Source organism: Corynebacterium sp. ACRQK (assembly GCF_022345965.1).
GTDB lineage: Bacteria > Actinomycetota > Actinomycetes > Mycobacteriales > Mycobacteriaceae > Corynebacterium.
The window spans coordinates 65,089-83,576 of sequence record NZ_JAKRMU010000007.1 but is presented as its reverse complement, the minus strand read 5'-3'; the positions used below and the strand labels follow the sequence as shown (position 1 = coordinate 83,576).

Below are 18,488 nucleotides of genomic sequence, written 5' to 3'. Positions count from 1 at the left end.
TAGAGTCAGGAACCCCCTCCTATGAAGAGAATCCTTTCCTCCGTAGCGATTGTGCTCGGCGTAGCGATGCTGGTCTTTGCTATCGCCCTGCCCACCTATGTTGTCCCCAAGGGCAAGGTGCTGCCGCTGGACTTGGTTTCCACCACCGGCACCCCGAAGACCCCCGGTAACCTGTTGGATTCCGGTGCGCTAGCTGCCGGCAAGCCTGTGGGCGATAACAAGAACAAGCCGGAATGCAAGGGCGACAACCCCCGGGTGAGCTGCTTCATCAACAAGGACGTGGAGATGCAGTCCCAGCGCTTCACCACTGCACAGGAGCCTTCGGACAAGGAGGTCGTCACGCTGGAGGCCGGCCAGACCCTGTTCCGTACGGACAAGGAAGAGCCGAAGAACCTGATCAGCGCGTCGATCGACCACGTCACCCTGGATCGCAAGACCCAGATGCCTGTGCCAGATCCGACTTCCTCGGTTGAGCTGAACGCCCCGGCGCTGGATGCAGCCGCCAACGAGGGTAAGGACGAAGAGGTAGAGGCTTCCGTCGCTCCGTTCACCCGCCCCGGCATCACCTATCAGTTCCCGATGGGCACGGACCGCAAGTCCTACGACTACTTCGACATGCAGATCCTGAAGACCCAGCCGATCGACTACGTCGGTGAGGAAGAGCAGGACGGCGAAAAGGTCTACCGCTTCGAGCAGACCGTTCCCCCGACCGAGCTGTACCCAGCTCTGCGCGAGCGCCTGGAGGCCGACGGCGAACTGTCCAAGGGCGACAAGGGCACCCTTTCCGCACTGCGTCTGAAGTTCCCGGCGAAGGTCTGGGGCATCGACCCGGCCGACATCAAGAACAAAGACGGCGAACAGGCCGAGAAGAAGGATGAAAAGGCCGACGAGAAAAAGGAAGGCGAAGAGGGCAAGGACGGCGACAAGGAGGACCTCGGCCCCGAGGTTGAGCTGTCCCGCTACTACACCGTCCACCGCGTACTGCGCGTGCAGCCGGATACCGGCGTGATCGTCAACGGTTCCGAGGAAGTCTTCCAGTACTACGCGCAGGACGACGAAGAGGCACAGCAGATCCTCGAGAACAAGGAAGAGGAGATCAAGAACCCGACCCGCACCGCCGTGTACTTCCCGGGTGAATGGGATGACGAGTCCCGCGAGGGGCAGATGAAGAAGGCCAGCGAGGGGCTGGACAAGATGAAGCTGATGAGCACCATCCTGCCATGGATCCTGGGCGTGGTTGGCCTGATCCTGCTGGTTGTCGGCTGGATCGCTCACCGTTCCGCACGCCTGGCGGCTAAGTAATTCCCGCAATTATTTCCGCCGAGCCACTAGACTGTTGGCTGTGAAGCCACAGCCGCCGAAGACCACCACCAAGCGCGATCGCCGGATCGCGCTTGGGTGGTCTTTCCTCGTCTCTATCGTCACTTTGTGGCCGTTCTGGCTGGGTCTGCGCCCGGATTCCTCGAAGGCGTTTCTGCTGCGGGACATGTTCGTGCCCGATTCCCTGCCGGAGAATTCCAACAACCTGGGCATCAACGACGGCGCCCCGCGCGCCCTGCCGCAGGATGCGGTGCTAACGCTCTTCTCCCCCACCGTCTCCGCTACGCTCCTGGCCAGCGCACTCGTCCTGGTTTCCTGCCTGATGGGCTGCTACTTCGCCGCCGCGATGGTGCGGGATATGGCGGGCGGGCGAATGTCCGCGCAGCTGGTTGCCGCTTTGTTTGTGGTGTGGAATCCGTTCGTCATCGAGCGTTTTCTGCAGGGCCAGTGGACCGTCGCCACTGCGGGCATGCTGCTGCCTGCGGTCGCTTTTCTGGCCGCCGCGCGCTCCCACGGTCTGCTGTATGTGGCGATCTGCTTGTGTGGCTTTGTGCCGACTGGTCTGATCCTGGCGCTGATCACGGCGCTGGTATTCGCCCCCTCGCACGGGGAGCGCCTGCGCAGCCTCATTGCCAGCATCATCGCCGCGTTGCCGTGGTTGCTGCCGGCGATCTGGGTTTCTAATCCTTCGCAGACCCGCTCCGATGCCCTGTCCGCCGTCCTGTTCTCCGCCCGCGGAGAAAGCTTCTTAGGCCCGCTTGCCTCCACGATGGGGCTTTCGGGGATTTGGAATGCCGAGGCTATCCCGCCCTCGCGCACCCTGTTTTCGGTGGTCATAAGCGTGATCCTTTGCGTGGTGCTGATGCTCGGCTTCAAGGAGCTGTGGCGCGTCTATCGCGGCGTTGCGGTGCTAACTGTTCTTGCCTTAGTGACGCCCCCTCTGCTGGCCACCGGCTGGGGCGTGGATTTGATGGGCTTTGCAATTAGCCACGTGCCCGGCGCGGGCATGTTCCGCGATACCTCGAAGTTCGTCTGCCTAGCGATTCCGGGGTTTGTGCTGCTGATCGCCGTGGCGGTGGAGCGGATGGACCCACGCCGCAGCGTTGGGGATCCCCGCGATACCCCAGCTAAGGCGGACAATTCCAGCCGTTCGCGGTGGGCGCCGCGGGCCGCGGCCGCCGGCCTGGCTGTTGCGTGTGTACTGACCGTCCCCGCATATCCGGCGGATATGGCGCCACTGAAACGGGTGCAGATCTCGGAGACGTGGAGCCAGATGTTCACCATCATCTCTGGTGCTCCGAACGGCAAGATTGTGCTACTCCCGCCGGGCAACTACCGCACCCGCGGCGACCGACCGCACGTGGATCCGGGGCTAAAGTTGCTGCCGGGATCGCCGATGGATCCTGGGTTCCTGATCGTCGATGGCCAGGTGGTGGATGGCAACCCGACCAGCATGGGGATCCTGTCGGACCTTATGAACGGCAAGAACACCCTGCAGCGCAATGGCGTGAGTTGGGTGCTGGTGGACTGGTATTCCATCACCGACGGCGCGGCGATGACGAAGGCGCTGCAGGTGCTGAACTCCAAGGGCATTCGGCGCGTACTCAGCGCCGATAACTACGACCTCTACCGGGTGCAGAGCCCCACCCTGCCGCGCTCGCCGGTCCAGGATCGCGCGCCACTGTTCGTGGGCATGACGTTCTACTGGATGCTCATGATGTGGGGCATGTGCGTGTGGCTGTGGCGCGTCACCCGTCGGCTGCAGCTCAACGGCCGTAACCGGCCGCTGCCCGACAAGACAGGCAAAACTCACAGCGCCGACAGCGCTGATTAGCGCCCGCGCGCGACCTCCTGGCGCAGCAGCTTCTCCCAGGCGGCGCCGGTGGCGTCCCAGGAGAACTCCTCGGCTCGGCGCTTCGCGGCCCGGCCCATCTCCCGGCGCTTCTCCGGATTATCCAGCAGGTACTCGACCGCGTTCATCAGCCCACCGGGGGAAGAACACAGCAGGCCGGTTTCCCCGTCGATGACGGAATCGCGCAACCCGGCGGAGGGCTCATAGCCGACCGTCGGCACCGCGTGCTGTCCCGCCTCGATCACGGCCAGACCCCAGCCCTCCTTGCGCGAGGGCATCACGTGCACAGAGGCGCGGTTGAGGATGCGGTGCTTAAGCTCCTCAGACACGAATCCGTGGAACACCACCAATGGCTCAATCCCCAGCTCGCGGGCATAATCGCGCAGGCGGTCAGCCCACCATCCGTCGCCGATCACGTCCAGGCGCACGTTCGGATGGGTGCGCGCCACGGCGGCCAGCGCGTCCAGTGCGTGCTCGATCTGCTTGTGGGGGACCAGTCGGGATAGCGCCACCAGGTGGATCGTCTGCTCCTCGCTGGCGTGGTCGGAGTTGGGGTTGGGGGCGTCCGGAATCAAAGAAGGAGCGACCGGATCGATGCCGTTGCGAATGATCTCGATGTTGCCGCGTGGCACGCCAAGCTCCACCAGCTCCTCGGCCGAGGGTGCGGAGACAGTGACCCAGCGGCGGCGCCGGTGGATCCACGGCGAGATGGTGGACTCGATCAGCCAGCCGATGCGGGAGAGGATTGGGCCGGCGACGGACCACTGCTCGCGGTGGCAGTGGTGGGTCAAAACGACCGTGGGCGCACCGCTGACCAGGGAGGCGAAGAAAGGCACGCCGTTTTGGGTATCCACCACAACGTCCGGGCGGCCGATATCCGCCAGCGACCCGCGCCCTCGGCGGGCAGCCAGAATCGCGGCCAGCGCACGCGGGTAAACCGTCAGGTTGCCGCCGCCACGAGAAAAACGGAAATTGCGGCCGACCTGCTGCGATCGTGTGGAGCCGGGATAGTGTGCGGTACGGAATACCACCTGGTGGCCCTGGTTGGCCAGGTACTCCCCCACGCGCTCCAAGTAACGTTCGCTGCCGCCACCTTCGGGGTGGTTTGTGTCGCGCCAGCAGAGAAGCAGTACTTTCATGATGGACACTATGTTAGTCGCCACCGCCTGCGACTTTGCAGGGTTTGGTGAATCTGCAGAAAGAGTTAGCACAACCTGAAAAGATAGACACTCGATGAGCCAGAACAACCACCCCGACCGCCAGCGCCAGACGCTGAGCGTTTTCCGTCGCCGCGCCACGCTGCGCCGCTCCTTCGGCCTGCTGAGCGACTTCAAATACGAGCAGACCCGCCCAGACATCTTCTACGGCCACCTAGCCGAGGACACCGTCGGGCTGATCCGCGACATTTACGCGGGCGTACGCGGCGCGGGGCAGGGTTCTGGGTGGGAGGCTAGACAAGCTGAAGACCAGGGTGAGCCCCTGCACGGCACCAAGATCCTGGACGTCGGCGGCGGCCCGGGTTACTTCGGCGTGGCCTTCGACAAGGCCGGCGCGGACTACTACACATGCGAACCCGACGTCGGCGAGATGGCTGCTGCGGGCATTAAGTTGCAGACCTCGGTGCGGGGTTCGGGGCTGGACCTACCCTTTCTTAGTGACGCCTTCGACATCACCTACTCTTCCAATGTCGCCGAGCACGTACCGGATCCGTGGCGGATGGCAGACGAGATGCTGCGGGTGACGAAGCCAGGCGGAGTGATGATCTACAGCTATACGGTGTGGCTGGGTCCATTCGGCGGGCACGAAACCGGGCTGTGGCAGCACTACGTGGGCGGGGAATTCGCCGCCCGGCGCTATGAGAAGAAGATGGGCAAGCCGCCGAAGAACCGCTGGGGCGAGAGCCTGTTCAACGTCTCCGCAGCCGAAGGCCTGGAGTACGCGCGCAAGGTGCACGGCGAAAGTGCCGAGTTGGTGGCCGCGTTCCCGCGCTATCACCCCTGGTGGGCCTGGTGGATGGTGCGAGTGCCGGGGCTCCGCGAGTTCGCGGTTTCCAACCTGGTGCTGGTGTTTCAGAAGCGCTAGGTCAGCCTCAACCTAGCGGGGGCACCTTATAGGGTAAGAAAAAGACATAAGACTACAACTACTTCCTCGAAGAACGGGTAATGTGGCGTGAGACACAAGTCTAGTGTTGCGACCTGCTAGGTCACTGGAATCATGAGCCGCTGGTTTTATGAACCACAGGGTTCATGAGCCACTGTCCTAGCCGATCACTGCACTAAAGGATCACTGTCGAGAACGATAGGAAATAGGACTGACATGACCAGTAACACTGGCGCCCCCGAGGCATTCATTTACGACGCCGTCCGCACCCCGCGTGGCAAGGGCAAGCCGGGCGGTTCCCTACACACCGCCAAGCCCGTCGACCTGCTCTCCGGCCTGATCGAGGCGATCATCGAGCGTAACCCGGGCATCGACCCCAACCGCATCAGCGACGTCATCGCTGGCTGTGTCACCCCCGTCGGCGACCAGGGCATGGACATCGCCCGCACCGCCGCCCTGAACGCCGGCCTGCCGTACACCGCCACCGGCCTCCAGGTGAACCGCTACTGCGCTTCCGGCCTGACCGCCGTGAACCTGGGCGCACAGAAGATCCGCTCCGGCTGGGACGACCTGGTCTTCGTCGGCGGCGTGGAGTCCATGTCCCGCGTCCCGATGGGCTCCGACGGCGGCGCCCTGGCAATGGATCCCGCCTCCAACTTCTACAACGACTTCATCCCGCAGGGTATCTCCGCTGACATCATCGCCAGCCTCGACGGCCTGTCCCGTGAGGACCTCGACGCTTTCGCTGCCCGCTCCCACGAGCGCGCATCCAAGGCATGGGAAGAGGGCCGCTTCGACCGCACCGTCGTTCCGGTGAAGGACCAGAACGGCATCACCCTGCTGGACCGCGACGAGACCATTCGCCCTGGCACCACCGTCGAGGGCCTGTCCGGCCTGAAGCCCGCCTTCGCCATGATCGGCGACCAGGGTGGCTTCGACGCTGTCGCGCAGACCAAGTACCCGCAGCTGGAGCGCATCAACCACCTGCACCACGCAGGTAACTCCTCCGGCATTGTCGACGGCGCAGCCCTGCTGGCCATCGGTTCCGAGCAGGCCGGTAAGGACTTCGACCTGACCCCGCGCGCCCGCGTTGTCTCCGTCGCCACCTCCGGTGTGGAGCCGACCATCATGCTGACCGCCCCGGCACCGGCCTCCCGCGCCGCTCTGGCCAAGGCTGGCCTGAAGCCCGAGGACATCGACATCTGGGAGATCAACGAGGCATTCTCCTCCGTCGTCCTGCGTGCACAGCGCGAGCTGGACATCCCGGACGAGAAGCTGAACGTCTCCGGTGGCGCCATCGCCATGGGCCACCCGCTGGGTGCAACCGGCGCGATCATCACCGGCACAGCCGTCGACGAGCTGCACCGCACCGGCGGCCGCTACGCCCTGATCACCCTCTGTGTCGCAGCCGGCATGGGTGTGGCCACGATCATCGAGCGCGTCTAACCGACCTTCCCGCAGACCAAAACACAAGAAACACTCAATTTTCCTCTGACAAACTCCCGCGGACGCAAGCGTGAGGGCGTCAATAAATAAAACAAGGAGCATCACACATGAGCATGTTCAAGTGGGACCAGGATGGCGACGGCATCGTAACCATCACCATGGACGACCCGAACCAGCCGGTCAACACCATGAACGACACCTTCCAGGGCGAGCTGCCTGAGCTGGTGGAGAAGCTGCAGGGCGCAGTGGAGTCCGGCGAGGCCAAGGGTGTGGTCATCACCTCCGCAAAGAAGACCTTCTTTGCGGGCGGCGACATCAAGTCGATGATCAAGTCCACCCCGGAAGACGCAGAAGCAATCACCAAGCAGATCAACGGCATGAAGGCCGGCCTGCGCGCCATCGAGACCCTCGGCGTGCCGGTTGTCGCCGCTATCAACGGTGCGGCGCTCGGCGGCGGGCTGGAGATCGCTCTGGCCACGCACCACCGCATCGCTTCTGACGCCAAGGGCCTGAAAGTTGGCCTGCCAGAGGTCACCCTGGGTCTGCTGCCGGGTGGCGGCGGTGTGACCCGCGTGGTCCGCATGCTGGGCATCCAGGACGCACTGATGAAGGTCCTGACCACCGGCCGACAGTTCCGTGCGGAGGACGCACTGAAGACCGGCCTGATCGACGAGGTCGTTCCGGCAGACCAGCTGATCGACGCTGCCAAGAAGTGGATCAAGGAGAACCCGGAAGCATCCCAGCCGTGGGACCAGAAGGGCTTCAAGATCCCGGGCGGCACCCCGACTAACCCGAAGCTGGCGCAGTTCCTGCCCTCCTTCCCGGCTAACGTGACCAAGCAGATCAAGGGCGCACCGATGCCGGCACCGAAGGCCATTCTGAAGGCCGCCGTTGAGGGCGCACAGCTGAAGAACATCGAAGAGGCCCTGGCCGTAGAGACCCGCTACTTCGTGGAGCTGGTCACCGGCACGACCTCCAAGAACATGATGCAGGCATTCTTCTTCGACCTGCAGTACTGCAACGGTGGCGGCTCCCGCCCGAAGGACGTTGAGAAGAAGCAGTTCAAGAAGCTGGGCATGGTTGGTGCCGGCATGATGGGCGCAGCGATCGCCTACGTGGCAGCAAAGGCTGGCATGGAGGTCGTGCTGAAGGACATCAAGATGGAAGCCGCTGAGAAGGGCAAGTCCTACTCCGAGGGCCTGGAGGCCAAGGCGCTGAAGCGCGGCAAGACCACCGAGGAGAAGTCGAAGGCACTGCTGGACCGCATCAAGCCTTCCGTTGACTACTCCGACCTGTCCGACTGTGACATCGTGATCGAGGCCGTGTTCGAGAACACCGAGCTGAAGCACAAGGTCTGGGCAGAGATCGAGGCAGCCGTACCGGAGGATTGCGTGCTGGGCTCCAACACCTCCACCCTGCCGATCACCGAGCTGGCTACCGGCGTGAAGCGCCCGAAGGACTTCATCGGTATCCACTTCTTCTCCCCGGTAGACAAGATGCCGCTGGTGGAGATCATCAAGGGCGAGGAGACCTCCGACGAGACCCTGGCTGCGGCGCTGGACTTCACTGGCCAGATCCGCAAGACCCCGATCGTCGTGAACGACTCCCGCGGCTTCTACACCTCCCGCGTCATCGGCTTCTTCCTGAACGAGGCTATGCGCATGCTGGCTGAGGGCATCGACCCAGCCGTCATCGAGGCTGCTGGCCGCCAGGCTGGCTACCCGGCACCGCCGCTGCAGCTGCAGGACGAGCTGAACCTGAAGCTGGCCCGCAAGATCGGTTCCGAGACTCGCGCTGCTCAGGAGGCCGCTGGCCTGACCGTCGACGACGGTGGCGTGACCGAGATCGTAGACAAGATGCTGGACGTTTACGACCGCCCGGGCAAGCTGGAGGGCAAGGGCTTCTACGAGTACAACGAGGAGGGCCGCCGTACCGGCCTGTGGCGCGGCCTGTGGGACGAGCTGGGCGCCGGCAAGGTGAAGGTCGCCGACGGCGAGTCCACCGTTGCAGGCTCCGGCCTGGACTCGGCCGCCACTGGCGCAGCCCAGAAGGCTGCTGCTGACCCGAGCGGCGTGGCTGCTGGCTCCAACGTTCCGGCTGATGCTCCGGCCTTCATCGACCTGGTGGAGCGCCCACTGTTCGCCGAGGCTCTGGAGACCCAGAAGTGCATCGACGAGGGCGTGCTGACCTCTGATGCGGATGCCAACATCGGCTCCATCATGGGTATCGGCTTCCCGGCCTGGACCGGCGGTACCCGCCAGTACATCAAGAACTACGACCGCCCGGCCGCCGCTGCCCTGCCAGAGGGCAAGGTCGCGGACCGCGACGGTGGCGACTACCCGACCCGCGGCGTTGCAGGCTTCGTTGCCCGCGCTGAGGAGCTGGCCGCCAAGTACGGCGAGCGCTTCACCCCGCTGGAGTCCCTGAAGAAGTAGTCCTTCTTCCGCCCCAGGGCATCGCCCCCAAGGGCGTCCCCCAGAGCGAGAACGCTTAAAGCCCCCAACTCCCTTTGCGGATTACCTCCGCTGGAGTTAGGGGCTTAATTTATGCGCGGGTAGGGGGCTCAGTGCCTAACGCTTGCGGCTGTAGGCGAGGGCCACACCGCCACCGCCCAGTGCAAGCAGCATTCCCACGATGACGCTGTACCAGATCAGGTTGCTGCTCGAGTCGGACTCCTCGCTGTCCTTGCTGTCCTTTTCCTCGGATTCAGCACCCTGCTTGGAGTTGCCTTCGTCATCGCCGTCTTGCGGATGCGAAGCCTCCGAGAACTTCGGGCCGGGGATCTTCTCCCCCGTGAGCTCTGTGGTGAGCTCATAGGTGGCGGCCTCGTTCTTCTCCTCTGAAAGGTCCCTGGGCTCGCCGCCGCCCCAGCTGTTGTTGAAGAAAACCACGATGTACTGGTCCCCATCCAGCCAAGATTTCCGCGCCGCAACATCGCCCGGTTGTTCCTCACCATCACCAACCATGTTGCGGTAGTTCAGCCTGGCGGCGTGGCCGAACGCAACGGACTGGCCCTCGGTGGCCGAATTGACGGCTTGACTTTCCTGCAAAGAAGCTGCTTGTCGCACAGAGTTTAGGGTTTGTACCTGCAATTCAGAGATGCGCGCTAGCTCCTTGTCAGGAGCCGCGACCAGCTTCATCCCACCCCGCAGCTTCTGCCCATACTCAGCGTTGATCTTGTACACGTGAGTTTCACCGGGCACGATGTCGGCCTTCACCGTAGACTTACCGTCCGCCTTGAGCTCCGTGGCATTGTGGAACCACGCCCCCGGCTTCACCGTCTCCACGTCTTCGGTAGCTTGCAGGGAATCCTCATGGGAGAAGCTCTCCTCTTCGAAAGGCTCCGGAACACCATTGAGGTCTTCGTTCGCGAAGCGCTTGATGGAGACCTCCGCGGGAATTTCCTGCCCCTCGTACGGGCCACTCTTGCGCACTACCTTGAACTTGAAGTCGCCCGCTGGGCAGTCTTCGCCTGCTCGCTTCGTTGTGTAGGAGGAGAAGAACGGTCCGTTGGAATCGATGATCCCGGTGTCTCCGCTGCTGTCCAGGAAGCAGTTTGATTCCTCTACGTCCAGCTTGAGTGTGAAGTTAGACTTCCCCAGCCCATCGCCCTGAGAAGGCGGCGGCATCGTGGCCACGCTGAGCGCCAGGCGCTCGCCTTCGGCGATGGGGGTGCTGAAGTACTCGGCGCCGTCCTCGTCCGCCCGGTCGCTATCGGACTTTTCACGCAGATTCGTGGAGAACGTCTCCACATCGGCCGGCACCTCAGCCGCCGATGAGTAATCATCTCCTCCGCTGATCTCCTCCGCTTCCGTCTCAGTGGTCTGGGCCGTGCGGGTAGTCAGCCGCTTCATGGAATCAGCCAAACTCACGGTGTCCTTGGCGTCCATGTACTCGCCGCCTCCCGCTTCGGCGATGCACTCCAGCTCCTTGCGGGCTTTAGAATCCACCAGAAAGCCGACGGTGTTGATGGTGAGGTCAATGCCTTCCTTCTTCAGGTCCTTGGCGACCTCGCACACTGGTGGTGGTGCGCAGGTGTCCTCGCCGTCGGAAACGAGCACGATCGAGCGCTCGCCGTCCTCGGGCAGTTCCTTGGCAGCCTGCTTCAAAGCCGGCCCCATCGGTGTGTGACCGGAAGCCTCGACCTTGCCGACTTCTGCAGGAATCTTGGTTACGTTCCCTTTTTCCACTGGCAGCAGGGTTTTTACGTCCTTACAGCCGGCCTCGCGCTCTTCCGGCGAGTTGCCGACCTCCGTTCCGTAGACCATGAATCCCAACTCCGCGTCGCTGGGTACGGCCACAGAAAACATCTGCGCCGCGTCCTTTGCTGCGGCTAGGCGCGTCTGCCCGTCAGCGTCCGGAGTTTTCATCGACCCGGAAGCGTCCAAAATCAGCATCGTCGGCGGGATGTTCTTACCCTCATCCTCCGCCCGAACTTCCTGTGCCGGTGGTACGACGATTGTCACCAGCGCCGCGATCAGCGCAACTGCGAATAGCAGCGAGCTTCTTTTAGCCATTGATTAACACCCTTCGGTAATCCCTGCAGATCACCTTATATCGACCGGGAAACAATGGCAGGCTTTTTGAGGGTGGCTAGTCCTTAACCTCCGTCTTGTGCAGCTGGGCGTCCAGATCCTCCGGGTCCAGGTTCGCCTCGGAGAACGCACTGGTCAGCGGCAGGCGTAGCTCCAGGTCGGTGCCTGGGCACAGCTCGATCTTACCCTCTTCCAGGGTGAAGTCCAGCACGTGCCCGCCGACGGTGCGCGAGTCGTCGATAAAGTGCACGTGGCAGCCGGGGACGGAGATTCCCTTCTCATAGACCGGCGTGCGGAAGCCCGCGATAATGCCCGTCACGTCGGTGAAGTGCTGCTCGGCGTCATCGTCCGTCGCCTCAACCATCGGCCGGTAGGGCGGCTTCTGCTTCACGACCGTGCGGGTGACCACGCTGCTGAAGTGCCCGGTAATGCGGACGGCGTACATGTAGTTCGAGGAGGGCGTCATGCCGTCGATGAACTTCGACAGGTCCGCACGACGGATGTTTTCCGGCGCGCGGCGGCGGATGCGTGGCACGAAGTTGGTGGCCACGGCATAAGGGCTGCGGGTTTCCAGATCGGCGCGGGTGGCGCTGCCGTCGTGGCGCAGCTGGTAGCAAACGCCGTCGATGATGACCATCTCGCCATCCAGCGCGTCGAACGTCCCCAGCCCAAAGTTTCCCCTGCCCAGCAGCTCACCGACGGTCATCTCGCCGTCGTAGATGCCGTCCAGCAGGGCGGTCATCAGGGAGTTCTGGAAGATTGTGTGCCTAGTTACCGGTGAGTCGCTCATGCTCCCCATTGTTGCCGCGCTCGCCCGTCGCTCGCTTTTCTTAGTGACGCCCCTCTCGCCCCAACCACCCCCACTATGGGGTGGTGGGGCCGAATAGGCTGCCGGCAGCCTAGCTGCCCTTCTTAACGGTGATGGTCCAGCCAGCGTCGGAGGTCTGCTCAAAGTTCGTGACTTCATGACCATCGGTGGCAGCCCACCGCGGGATGGCATCGGTGGCTTGGGTGCAGTCAAAGTCGATCTGCAGCGAATCCCCGACGGACATGTCGGCCATCGCCGCCTTGGCGTCGATCAGAGGGAACGGGCACACCGCACCGAGGGTGTCGAGTTTGTAGGTCCGATCGCCGACCAATTTGAGGTCGCTATCTCCGCTGGCGCCTACCGATTCGGCGCTTTCCGCAACCGTGGCCTTGCGATCCAGCAGCAGGGTGCCCGTGGTTTGGAAGCCCAACTGCGCCGCCATGGCCTTCTGCTCTGCGGCGGACTGTACAGACTGTGCGGCGTGTGGGGAAGACTGCGCCTGGCTAGCGTGCAGGCCGGTTAGCTGGCTTGGCTGGTCGGTCGTAGGATTAGACGTCTGACCTGGCACCGCATCGGTGGGCTTGAGCCACAGCTTTGCGGCAACGCCGATTCCGATGGCGATGAACAGCAGTGCAACCCAACCCTGGTAGCTGAACAAGGAGGTCTGCACCATGCCGTTGCCCACGGTGCAGCCGCCGGCAGCGGAAGCGCCCACGCCCATCAGCACGCCGCCAATGACGGAACGAACAGCTTGCTCGGCAGAGGGAACGCGCAGTCGGAATTCACCAGACGCCTTGGCAGCGAAGAATGCACCCACCAGCAGGCCGAGCACCAACATGACTCCCCAGTCCACCGTATCTTCGCCGCTGACGAGGAACTTAGAGAGGTTGGACGATGGGCTGGTGATACCTAGTCCGTCGTTGCGGCCCGTCGCTGCCGACAGTGGCCATGCGAGCACACCCAGCGCACCGATGATGGCCGCGGTGGGATAGAAGTGCCAGGGCTTTTCCGCCATCAGGTGCGCGAGGCCTGTCTTCTTCGGCTTCAGGGTCGCCATCTTCGGCGCCTTAGCTTCCTGAGCGAGGAAGTGGCGGGTCAGGAAGCCAACCCCTAGCGCGAAGGGGATAACGAGCCACCACACGGAGATCCCCAGAGACCCGTGGATGGTGGTGATGGGCAGCGTCCAGCTGCGCATCCCCTCGTTGAGAGCGTTAAGCGAGCCGCCCTTCATAGCTGCAGCACTGCCGGCATAAAAGATCAGCGCCAGCCACGAGCCAATAAGGCCTTCGGCGGAGCGGTACCAGGTGCCGGATGCGCAGCCGCCCGCCAGCACGATGCCCATGCCGAAAAGCAGACCACCCAGCACGACGGCGAGCGGTGCGAACTGCTTGTACTCGGGCGTAATCACTCCCGCAGTCGTAAGGGCGGCAAGGCCGACCGCGTGTACTGCGATGACGATGAGCAGGGCGGTGAAGCCTCGCCACGTCTTATTCAAGAAAATGTCGCGGATCATGCCAGTTACGCAGAACCTGCCGCGTTGCATGACCCAGCCGAGAACAGCACCTAATACCAATCCGGTGACAATCATGGGTTCCCTAACTCCAAACTAAAAATGAACCGATCTGTCTGTCTATTTGAATGCGGCCATACTAGCTGCCAACCACCCCCTCCCTCAAGCCCAAGGTGAGCTACACCACTCACGCGGTATCGTGGCCCCACACACGAGCTCCGTGAATCAGTATTGATAGCGACCTCCGATTCAAACCCATAACCCGCCACCAATGTAAACCTATCAATCATTGACTTTTACAAAGTCATCGCTATAATGGGTGGTGGATCGCAACCAAGCAGCCCCCATTGCCGCCCCCGATGATCCACTTCAGCTCCAAAACAAGACTGAAGAAAATCGGTAGGCTTTGTGGCGACGGTTGTGAATAACTGCCAACTAACACCCGAAACCAAGCCCCCAAGGAGGCACAGCATGTCCCTCATCAACACCGAAATTCTGGATTTCAAGAACCCCGCTTTCTTCAACGGTGAGTTCACCGAGGTTTCCAAGGACGACGTCCTGGGCAAGTGGTCCATCTTCTTCTTCTACCCGGGCGACTTCACCTTCGTCTGCCCCACCGAGCTGGGCGACCTGGCTGACCACTACGAAGAGCTGAAGGGTCTGGGCGTAGAGGTTTACGCCGTATCCACCGACTCCCACTTCGTGCACAAGGCATGGCACGCAGAGTCCGAGCAGGTCGGCAAGGTTAACTACTACATGCTGGGCGACTCCACCGGTCAGCTGACCAACAACTTCCAGAACATGCGCCCGGGCGCCGGCCAGGCAGACCGCGCAACGTTCCTGGTAGACCCGGAGGGCAAGATCCAGTACATCGAGCAGACCGCCGAGGGCATCGGCCGTGACGCTTCCGAGCTGGTTCGCAAGGTCAAGGCCGCTAAGTACGTCGCAGAGCACCCGGGCGAGGTCTGCCCCGCGAAGTGGGAAGAGGGCGAAGACACCCTGACCCCGGGCATCGACCTGGTTGGCAAGATCTAACTTCCCCTTCCACTCCCCCGCCGCACCCAGGCGGGAAACCCACGGCGGGCCGGGCTTTCCACTTACGGATCCCGCCCGCCATTTTTAGCGCCTTTAACTCACCAATAAACCCCATTCCCCGCAGAACCCCCGTGTGGCGCGCACCCCCTTAGGGTGGCGTCAATAAACAAAGAAAGAGAGCACCCCATGGCTAAGCAACTACTGGACGACAACCTGCGCAAGCAGCTCGGCCAGCTCGTCCCCCGCATCACCGAAGACATTGAGCTGGTGTACAGCCTGGACGACCGTTCGGCCTCCGAGGACCTGGAGAAGCTGCTGCAGGACATCGCCGAGCTGTCCGACAAGATCACCGCCCGCCGCAACGACGACGCGCACGAGCGCAAGCCCTCCTTCAGCATCGTCCGCACCGGCAGCGACATTTCCGTGGCCTTCGCGGGCATCCCGATGGGCCACGAATTTAGCTCCCTGGTGCTGGCGCTTTTGCAGGTCGGCGGCAACCCGATCAAGGAAGACCAGGACCTGATCGAGCAGGTAGAAAATCTGGACGGCGACTACGAATTCGTCACCTACATGTCCCTGACATGCCAGAACTGCCCGACCGTGGTGCAGGCGCTGAATACCATGGCGGTCCTGAACCCGCGCATCAAGCACACCGCGGTGGAAGGCTCGCTATTCCAGGACGAAGTCAAGGAGAACAACGTCCTGGCCGTGCCGACCATCTACCTGAACGGCGAAGAGTTCGGCCAGGGCCGCACCACCATCGAGGACTTCGTACGCAAGCTGGACACTGGTTCCGCCGCGCGCGAGGCGAAGAAGCTGAATGAGAAGGACGCCTACGAGGTGCTGGTCGTTGGCCAGGGCCCGGCAGGTGCAGCAGCCTCCATCTACGTCGCCCGCAAGGGCCTGAGCGTCGGCCTCATCGGCGAGCGCTTCGGCGGCCAGGTGCTGGACACGAACTCCATCGAAAACTTCATCTCCGTGCCCGCCACCGAGGGCCCGAAGCTGGCGGCGGAGTTCGAGGAGCACGTCGGCCAGTACGACATTGACGTGGTGAAGTCCCAGGCCGCGACCGGTCTGACCACTGCCACCGAGGCGGGTGGCCTACACACGGTGCACTTTGGGGATGACGCCACCCTGCGCGCCCGCGCCCTGGTAATCGCCACGGGCGCACAGTGGCGAACCCTGGGCGTTCCAGGCGAGGAGGAGTACCGCAACAAGGGCGTGACCTTCTGCCCGCACTGCGACGGCCCGCTGTTCAAGGGGAAGTCCGTGGCCGTGATCGGCGGCGGAAACTCGGGCATCGAAGCCGCGCTGGACCTGGCAGGTGTGGTGAAGCACGTGACAGTTCTGGAGTTCGGCGAGGCCTGCCGTGCCGATGACATCCTGATGCAGCGCGTGGAGGAAACCGCGAACATCGACGTGATTACCTCGGCGGCTACGACGGAGATCGTGGGCGACGGCAAGAACGTCACCGGCCTGACCTACACGGACCGCACTAACGACGAGTCGAAGTCGCTGGACGTCGCGGGCGTGTTCATCCAGATCGGCCTGGTGCCGAATACCCAGTGGCTGGGTGAGAGTGGCGTGGAGCTGAACAAGATGGGTGAGATTGTGGTGGACGAGCACAATGCCACCAATATCCCGGGAGTGTACGCCGCCGGCGACTGCACCGAAGTGCCGTTCAAGCAGATTGTGATTGCCCAGGGCGCTGGCGCAAACGCTGCGCTGGGTGCGTGGCAGTACACGGTGACTACGCCGAAGGCCTAGGGACTGGGTGCGCCGAAAGCCTAGCTGGTTTGGCGGCGCGACCCTCCCAAGAAGCCAATTCTCCACCACAGCGAACCAGCTACTTCGCAGCCTCCACGCGATCCTTCAGACCCTTGAACTCGTCCCAGACCTCGGACGGGACCTTCGGACCCAGGAACTTCAGCCATTCCTCGTTGTCGGCCAGATCGCGCTCCCAGTCAGCCGGGTTCACGGACAGTGCCTCGCGGATGTCCTCCTCGGTCTCCTTCAGGCCCTCGGTGTCGATGTCCTCGTAGCGGGCGGTGTAGCCAACAACGGTCTCATCAGCCTCCACGCGGCCTTCGATGCGGTCAACGATCCACTTCAGCACGCGGGAGTTCTCGCCGAAGCCCGGCCACAGGAAGCGGCCGTCCTCGCCACGGCGGAACCAGTTCACCAGGAAGACCTCTGGCATCTTGTCGCCGCCCTTGTTGCCCATGTTGATCCAGTGCTGCAGGTAGTCACCGGCGTTGTAGCCGATGAACGGCAGCATAGCCATCGGGTCGTGGCGCAGGGAGCCAACGGCGGCCTCGGCCGCAGCGGCGGTCTGGCCGGAAGCCAGGGTGGCACCGATGAAGGTGGCGTGGTTCCAGTCGCGAGCCTGGGTAATCAAAGGCACGGTGTCCGCACGGCGACCGCCGAACAGAATGGCGGAAACCGGCACGCCCTTCGGGTCATTGAACTCCGGTGCGGCAACCGGGCACTGCTCGATCGGCACGCAGTAGCGGGAGTTCGGGTGTGCGGCCTTGTTGCCGGAATCCGGGGTCCACTCGTTGCCAAGCCAGTCAATGAGGTGCTGCGGCTCGCCTTCCTTGGACTCCCACCAGACGTTGTTGTCATCGGTCAGAGCCACGTTGGTGTACAGGGTGTTGCCCGGCTCCATGGACTTCATGGCGATCGGGTTGGAGGCGTGGTTGGTGCCCGGCGCCACGCCGAAGAAGCCGTTCTCCGGGTTCACGGCGTACAGGCGGCCGTCCTCGCCGAAGTGCAACCATGCGATGTCGTCGCCGACGACCTCTGCACGCCAGCCCGGAATGGTCGGCTGGATCATGGCCAGGTTGGTCTTGCCACACGCGGATGGGAAAGCCGCACAGATGTAGTAGGTCTTGTCCTCTGGGCTGATCAGCTTCAGGATCAGCATGTGCTCTGCCATCCAGCCTTCGTCCCGCGCCATGGCGGAGGCGATGCGCAGTGCGTAGCACTTCTTAGCCAGGATGGCGTTGCCGCCGTAGCCGGAGCCGTAGGACCAGATCTCACGGTCCTCCGGGAAGTGGGTGATGTACTTCGTGTCGTTGCACGGCCAGGTGGAATCTTCCTGACCCGGTTCCAGCGGAGCCCCCACGGAGTGCAGCCCCTTCACGAACTCACCGTTCTCGCCGATCTTGTCCAGGGCTTCCTTACCCATGCGGGTCATGATGCGCATGGACATAACCACATACGGGGAGTCGGTGATCTCGATGCCCAGCTTCGGGGATGGATCAGTGATCGGACCCATGCAGAAAGGCACGATGTACATGCGACGGCCCTTCATGGAGCCGGAGAAGTGCTCGCGCATCTCGGCGCGCATCTGCTCCGGATCCATCCAGTTGTTGGTGGGGCCGGCGTCTTCCTCAGTCTTGGAGCAGATGAAGGTGCGGGACTCCACACGCGCAACGTCGGCCGGGTTGGAGCGTGCCAGGAAGGAGTTCGGCTGCGCCTTTTCATCCAGCTTGATCAGGGTGCCGTGCTCGACCAGCTGCTCTGCCAGCTGGTTCCACTCCTCCTCGGAGCCATCACAGAACACGACTGATTCTGGCTGGAAGAGCTCCACGGCCTCCTCGATCCAGTTCAGCATTTCCTGGTTCTTGGTGGGCGCCTCGCCGACAAGCCCTCGAATGGTCATCGATTTTCTCCCTACGTGTTTGTGTCCCACAACCCGGCCCGGCCAAATATGCACAAGCATTCAATAGCCGACCGTCGGTTTAAACTTCCAGTTCAAACCCGGTTGTATTCATTATTAACTCTACTAAATCCTGCGGTTTTTGGGCATTCAATATAGCTGTGATCTGTAATTATCCGGGTCTGCGCAAAGACACAGGTATCCCTTCCGCCCCCAGA

12 protein-coding genes are annotated in these 18,488 nt (G+C 62.8%); 7 read left to right on the top strand and 5 right to left on the bottom strand.

Going from position 1 to position 18,488, the window contains the following annotated elements; all coding sequences use genetic code 11:
* Positions 1 to 21 precede the first annotated feature (21 nt).
* Positions 22 to 1,302, top strand: a complete 1,281-nt coding sequence (locus tag MHX63_RS08645) for a DUF3068 domain-containing protein (RefSeq protein WP_239388160.1) — start codon at positions 22 to 24, stop codon at positions 1,300 to 1,302.
* Between the two features lie 40 nt (positions 1,303 to 1,342).
* A complete protein-coding gene (locus tag MHX63_RS08640) occupies positions 1,343 to 3,154 on the top strand; it encodes a hypothetical protein (protein WP_239388159.1) in 1,812 nt (603 codons plus the stop codon).
* Here MHX63_RS08640 and MHX63_RS08635 read toward each other — a convergent pair.
* The gene (locus tag MHX63_RS08635; RefSeq protein WP_239388158.1) at positions 3,151 to 4,311 is read right to left on the bottom strand and encodes a glycosyltransferase family 4 protein; all 1,161 of its coding nucleotides are present in this window, start codon (positions 4,309 to 4,311) and stop codon (positions 3,151 to 3,153) included. The genes MHX63_RS08640 and MHX63_RS08635 overlap by 4 nt on opposite strands.
* A gap of 94 nt (positions 4,312 to 4,405) precedes the next feature.
* Between MHX63_RS08635 and MHX63_RS08630 the strand changes: the two genes are divergently transcribed.
* From MHX63_RS08630 to MHX63_RS08620, 3 genes are all read left to right on the top strand, one after another.
* Positions 4,406 to 5,254 (top strand): bifunctional 2-polyprenyl-6-hydroxyphenol methylase/3-demethylubiquinol 3-O-methyltransferase UbiG, encoded by an 849-nt coding sequence (locus MHX63_RS08630; protein WP_239388157.1) that lies wholly within the window; start codon positions 4,406 to 4,408, stop codon positions 5,252 to 5,254.
* Between the two features lie 234 nt (positions 5,255 to 5,488).
* A complete protein-coding gene (locus MHX63_RS08625; protein ID WP_239388156.1) occupies positions 5,489 to 6,718 on the top strand; it encodes an acetyl-CoA C-acetyltransferase in 1,230 nt (409 codons plus the stop codon).
* Positions 6,719 to 6,825: 107 nt separating this feature from the next.
* Positions 6,826 to 9,153 (top strand): 3-hydroxyacyl-CoA dehydrogenase NAD-binding domain-containing protein, encoded by a 2,328-nt coding sequence (locus MHX63_RS08620; protein ID WP_239388155.1) that lies wholly within the window; start codon positions 6,826 to 6,828, stop codon positions 9,151 to 9,153.
* A gap of 135 nt (positions 9,154 to 9,288) precedes the next feature.
* Here MHX63_RS08620 and MHX63_RS08615 read toward each other — a convergent pair whose 3' ends face one another.
* The 3 genes from MHX63_RS08615 to MHX63_RS08605 all read right to left on the bottom strand — a co-directional run bounded on the left by MHX63_RS08615 (position 9,289) and on the right by MHX63_RS08605 (position 13,649).
* Positions 9,289 to 11,235 carry a VWA domain-containing protein gene (locus MHX63_RS08615; protein ID WP_239388154.1) on the bottom strand — a complete coding sequence of 649 codons (1,947 nt, stop codon included), beginning with the start codon at positions 11,233 to 11,235 and terminating at the stop codon, positions 9,289 to 9,291.
* 76 nt (positions 11,236 to 11,311) lie between these two features.
* Complete coding sequence (gene budA / locus MHX63_RS08610; protein WP_239388153.1) at positions 11,312 to 12,043, bottom strand: acetolactate decarboxylase; 732 nt, start codon at positions 12,041 to 12,043, stop codon at positions 11,312 to 11,314.
* A 109-nt stretch (positions 12,044 to 12,152) separates the two neighbouring features.
* Positions 12,153 to 13,649, bottom strand: a complete 1,497-nt coding sequence (locus MHX63_RS08605) for a YeeE/YedE thiosulfate transporter family protein (RefSeq protein WP_239388152.1) — start codon at positions 13,647 to 13,649, stop codon at positions 12,153 to 12,155.
* A gap of 393 nt (positions 13,650 to 14,042) precedes the next feature.
* Between MHX63_RS08605 and ahpC the strand changes: the two genes are divergently transcribed.
* Complete coding sequence (gene ahpC / locus MHX63_RS08600; protein WP_239388151.1) at positions 14,043 to 14,606, top strand: alkyl hydroperoxide reductase subunit C; 564 nt, start codon at positions 14,043 to 14,045, stop codon at positions 14,604 to 14,606.
* Between the two features lie 186 nt (positions 14,607 to 14,792).
* Positions 14,793 to 16,373 (top strand): alkyl hydroperoxide reductase subunit F, encoded by a 1,581-nt coding sequence (gene ahpF, locus MHX63_RS08595; protein WP_239388150.1) that lies wholly within the window; start codon positions 14,793 to 14,795, stop codon positions 16,371 to 16,373.
* A gap of 79 nt (positions 16,374 to 16,452) precedes the next feature.
* Here ahpF and MHX63_RS08590 read toward each other — a convergent pair whose 3' ends face one another.
* Positions 16,453 to 18,273, bottom strand: coding sequence for a phosphoenolpyruvate carboxykinase (GTP) (locus MHX63_RS08590; RefSeq protein ID WP_239388149.1), 1,821 nt, complete (start codon positions 18,271 to 18,273; stop codon positions 16,453 to 16,455).
* Positions 18,274 to 18,488 lie beyond the last annotated feature (215 nt).

Coding starts and splice junctions, on each gene's coding strand:
- MHX63_RS08630 (WP_239388157.1), top strand. CDS start 4,406: ATGAGCCAGAACAACCACCCCGACCGCCAGCGCCAGACGCTGAGCGTT.
- budA (WP_239388153.1), bottom strand. CDS start 12,043: ATGAGCGACTCACCGGTAACTAGGCACACAATCTTCCAGAACTCCCTG.
- MHX63_RS08620 (WP_239388155.1), top strand. CDS start 6,826: ATGAGCATGTTCAAGTGGGACCAGGATGGCGACGGCATCGTAACCATC.
- MHX63_RS08590 (WP_239388149.1), bottom strand. CDS start 18,273: ATGACCATTCGAGGGCTTGTCGGCGAGGCGCCCACCAAGAACCAGGAA.
- ahpC (WP_239388151.1), top strand. CDS start 14,043: ATGTCCCTCATCAACACCGAAATTCTGGATTTCAAGAACCCCGCTTTC.
- MHX63_RS08625 (WP_239388156.1), top strand. CDS start 5,489: ATGACCAGTAACACTGGCGCCCCCGAGGCATTCATTTACGACGCCGTC.
- MHX63_RS08615 (WP_239388154.1), bottom strand. CDS start 11,235: ATGGCTAAAAGAAGCTCGCTGCTATTCGCAGTTGCGCTGATCGCGGCG.
- MHX63_RS08645 (WP_239388160.1), top strand. CDS start 22: ATGAAGAGAATCCTTTCCTCCGTAGCGATTGTGCTCGGCGTAGCGATG.
- MHX63_RS08605 (WP_239388152.1), bottom strand. CDS start 13,649: ATGATTGTCACCGGATTGGTATTAGGTGCTGTTCTCGGCTGGGTCATG.
- MHX63_RS08635 (WP_239388158.1), bottom strand. CDS start 4,311: ATGAAAGTACTGCTTCTCTGCTGGCGCGACACAAACCACCCCGAAGGT.
- ahpF (WP_239388150.1), top strand. CDS start 14,793: ATGGCTAAGCAACTACTGGACGACAACCTGCGCAAGCAGCTCGGCCAG.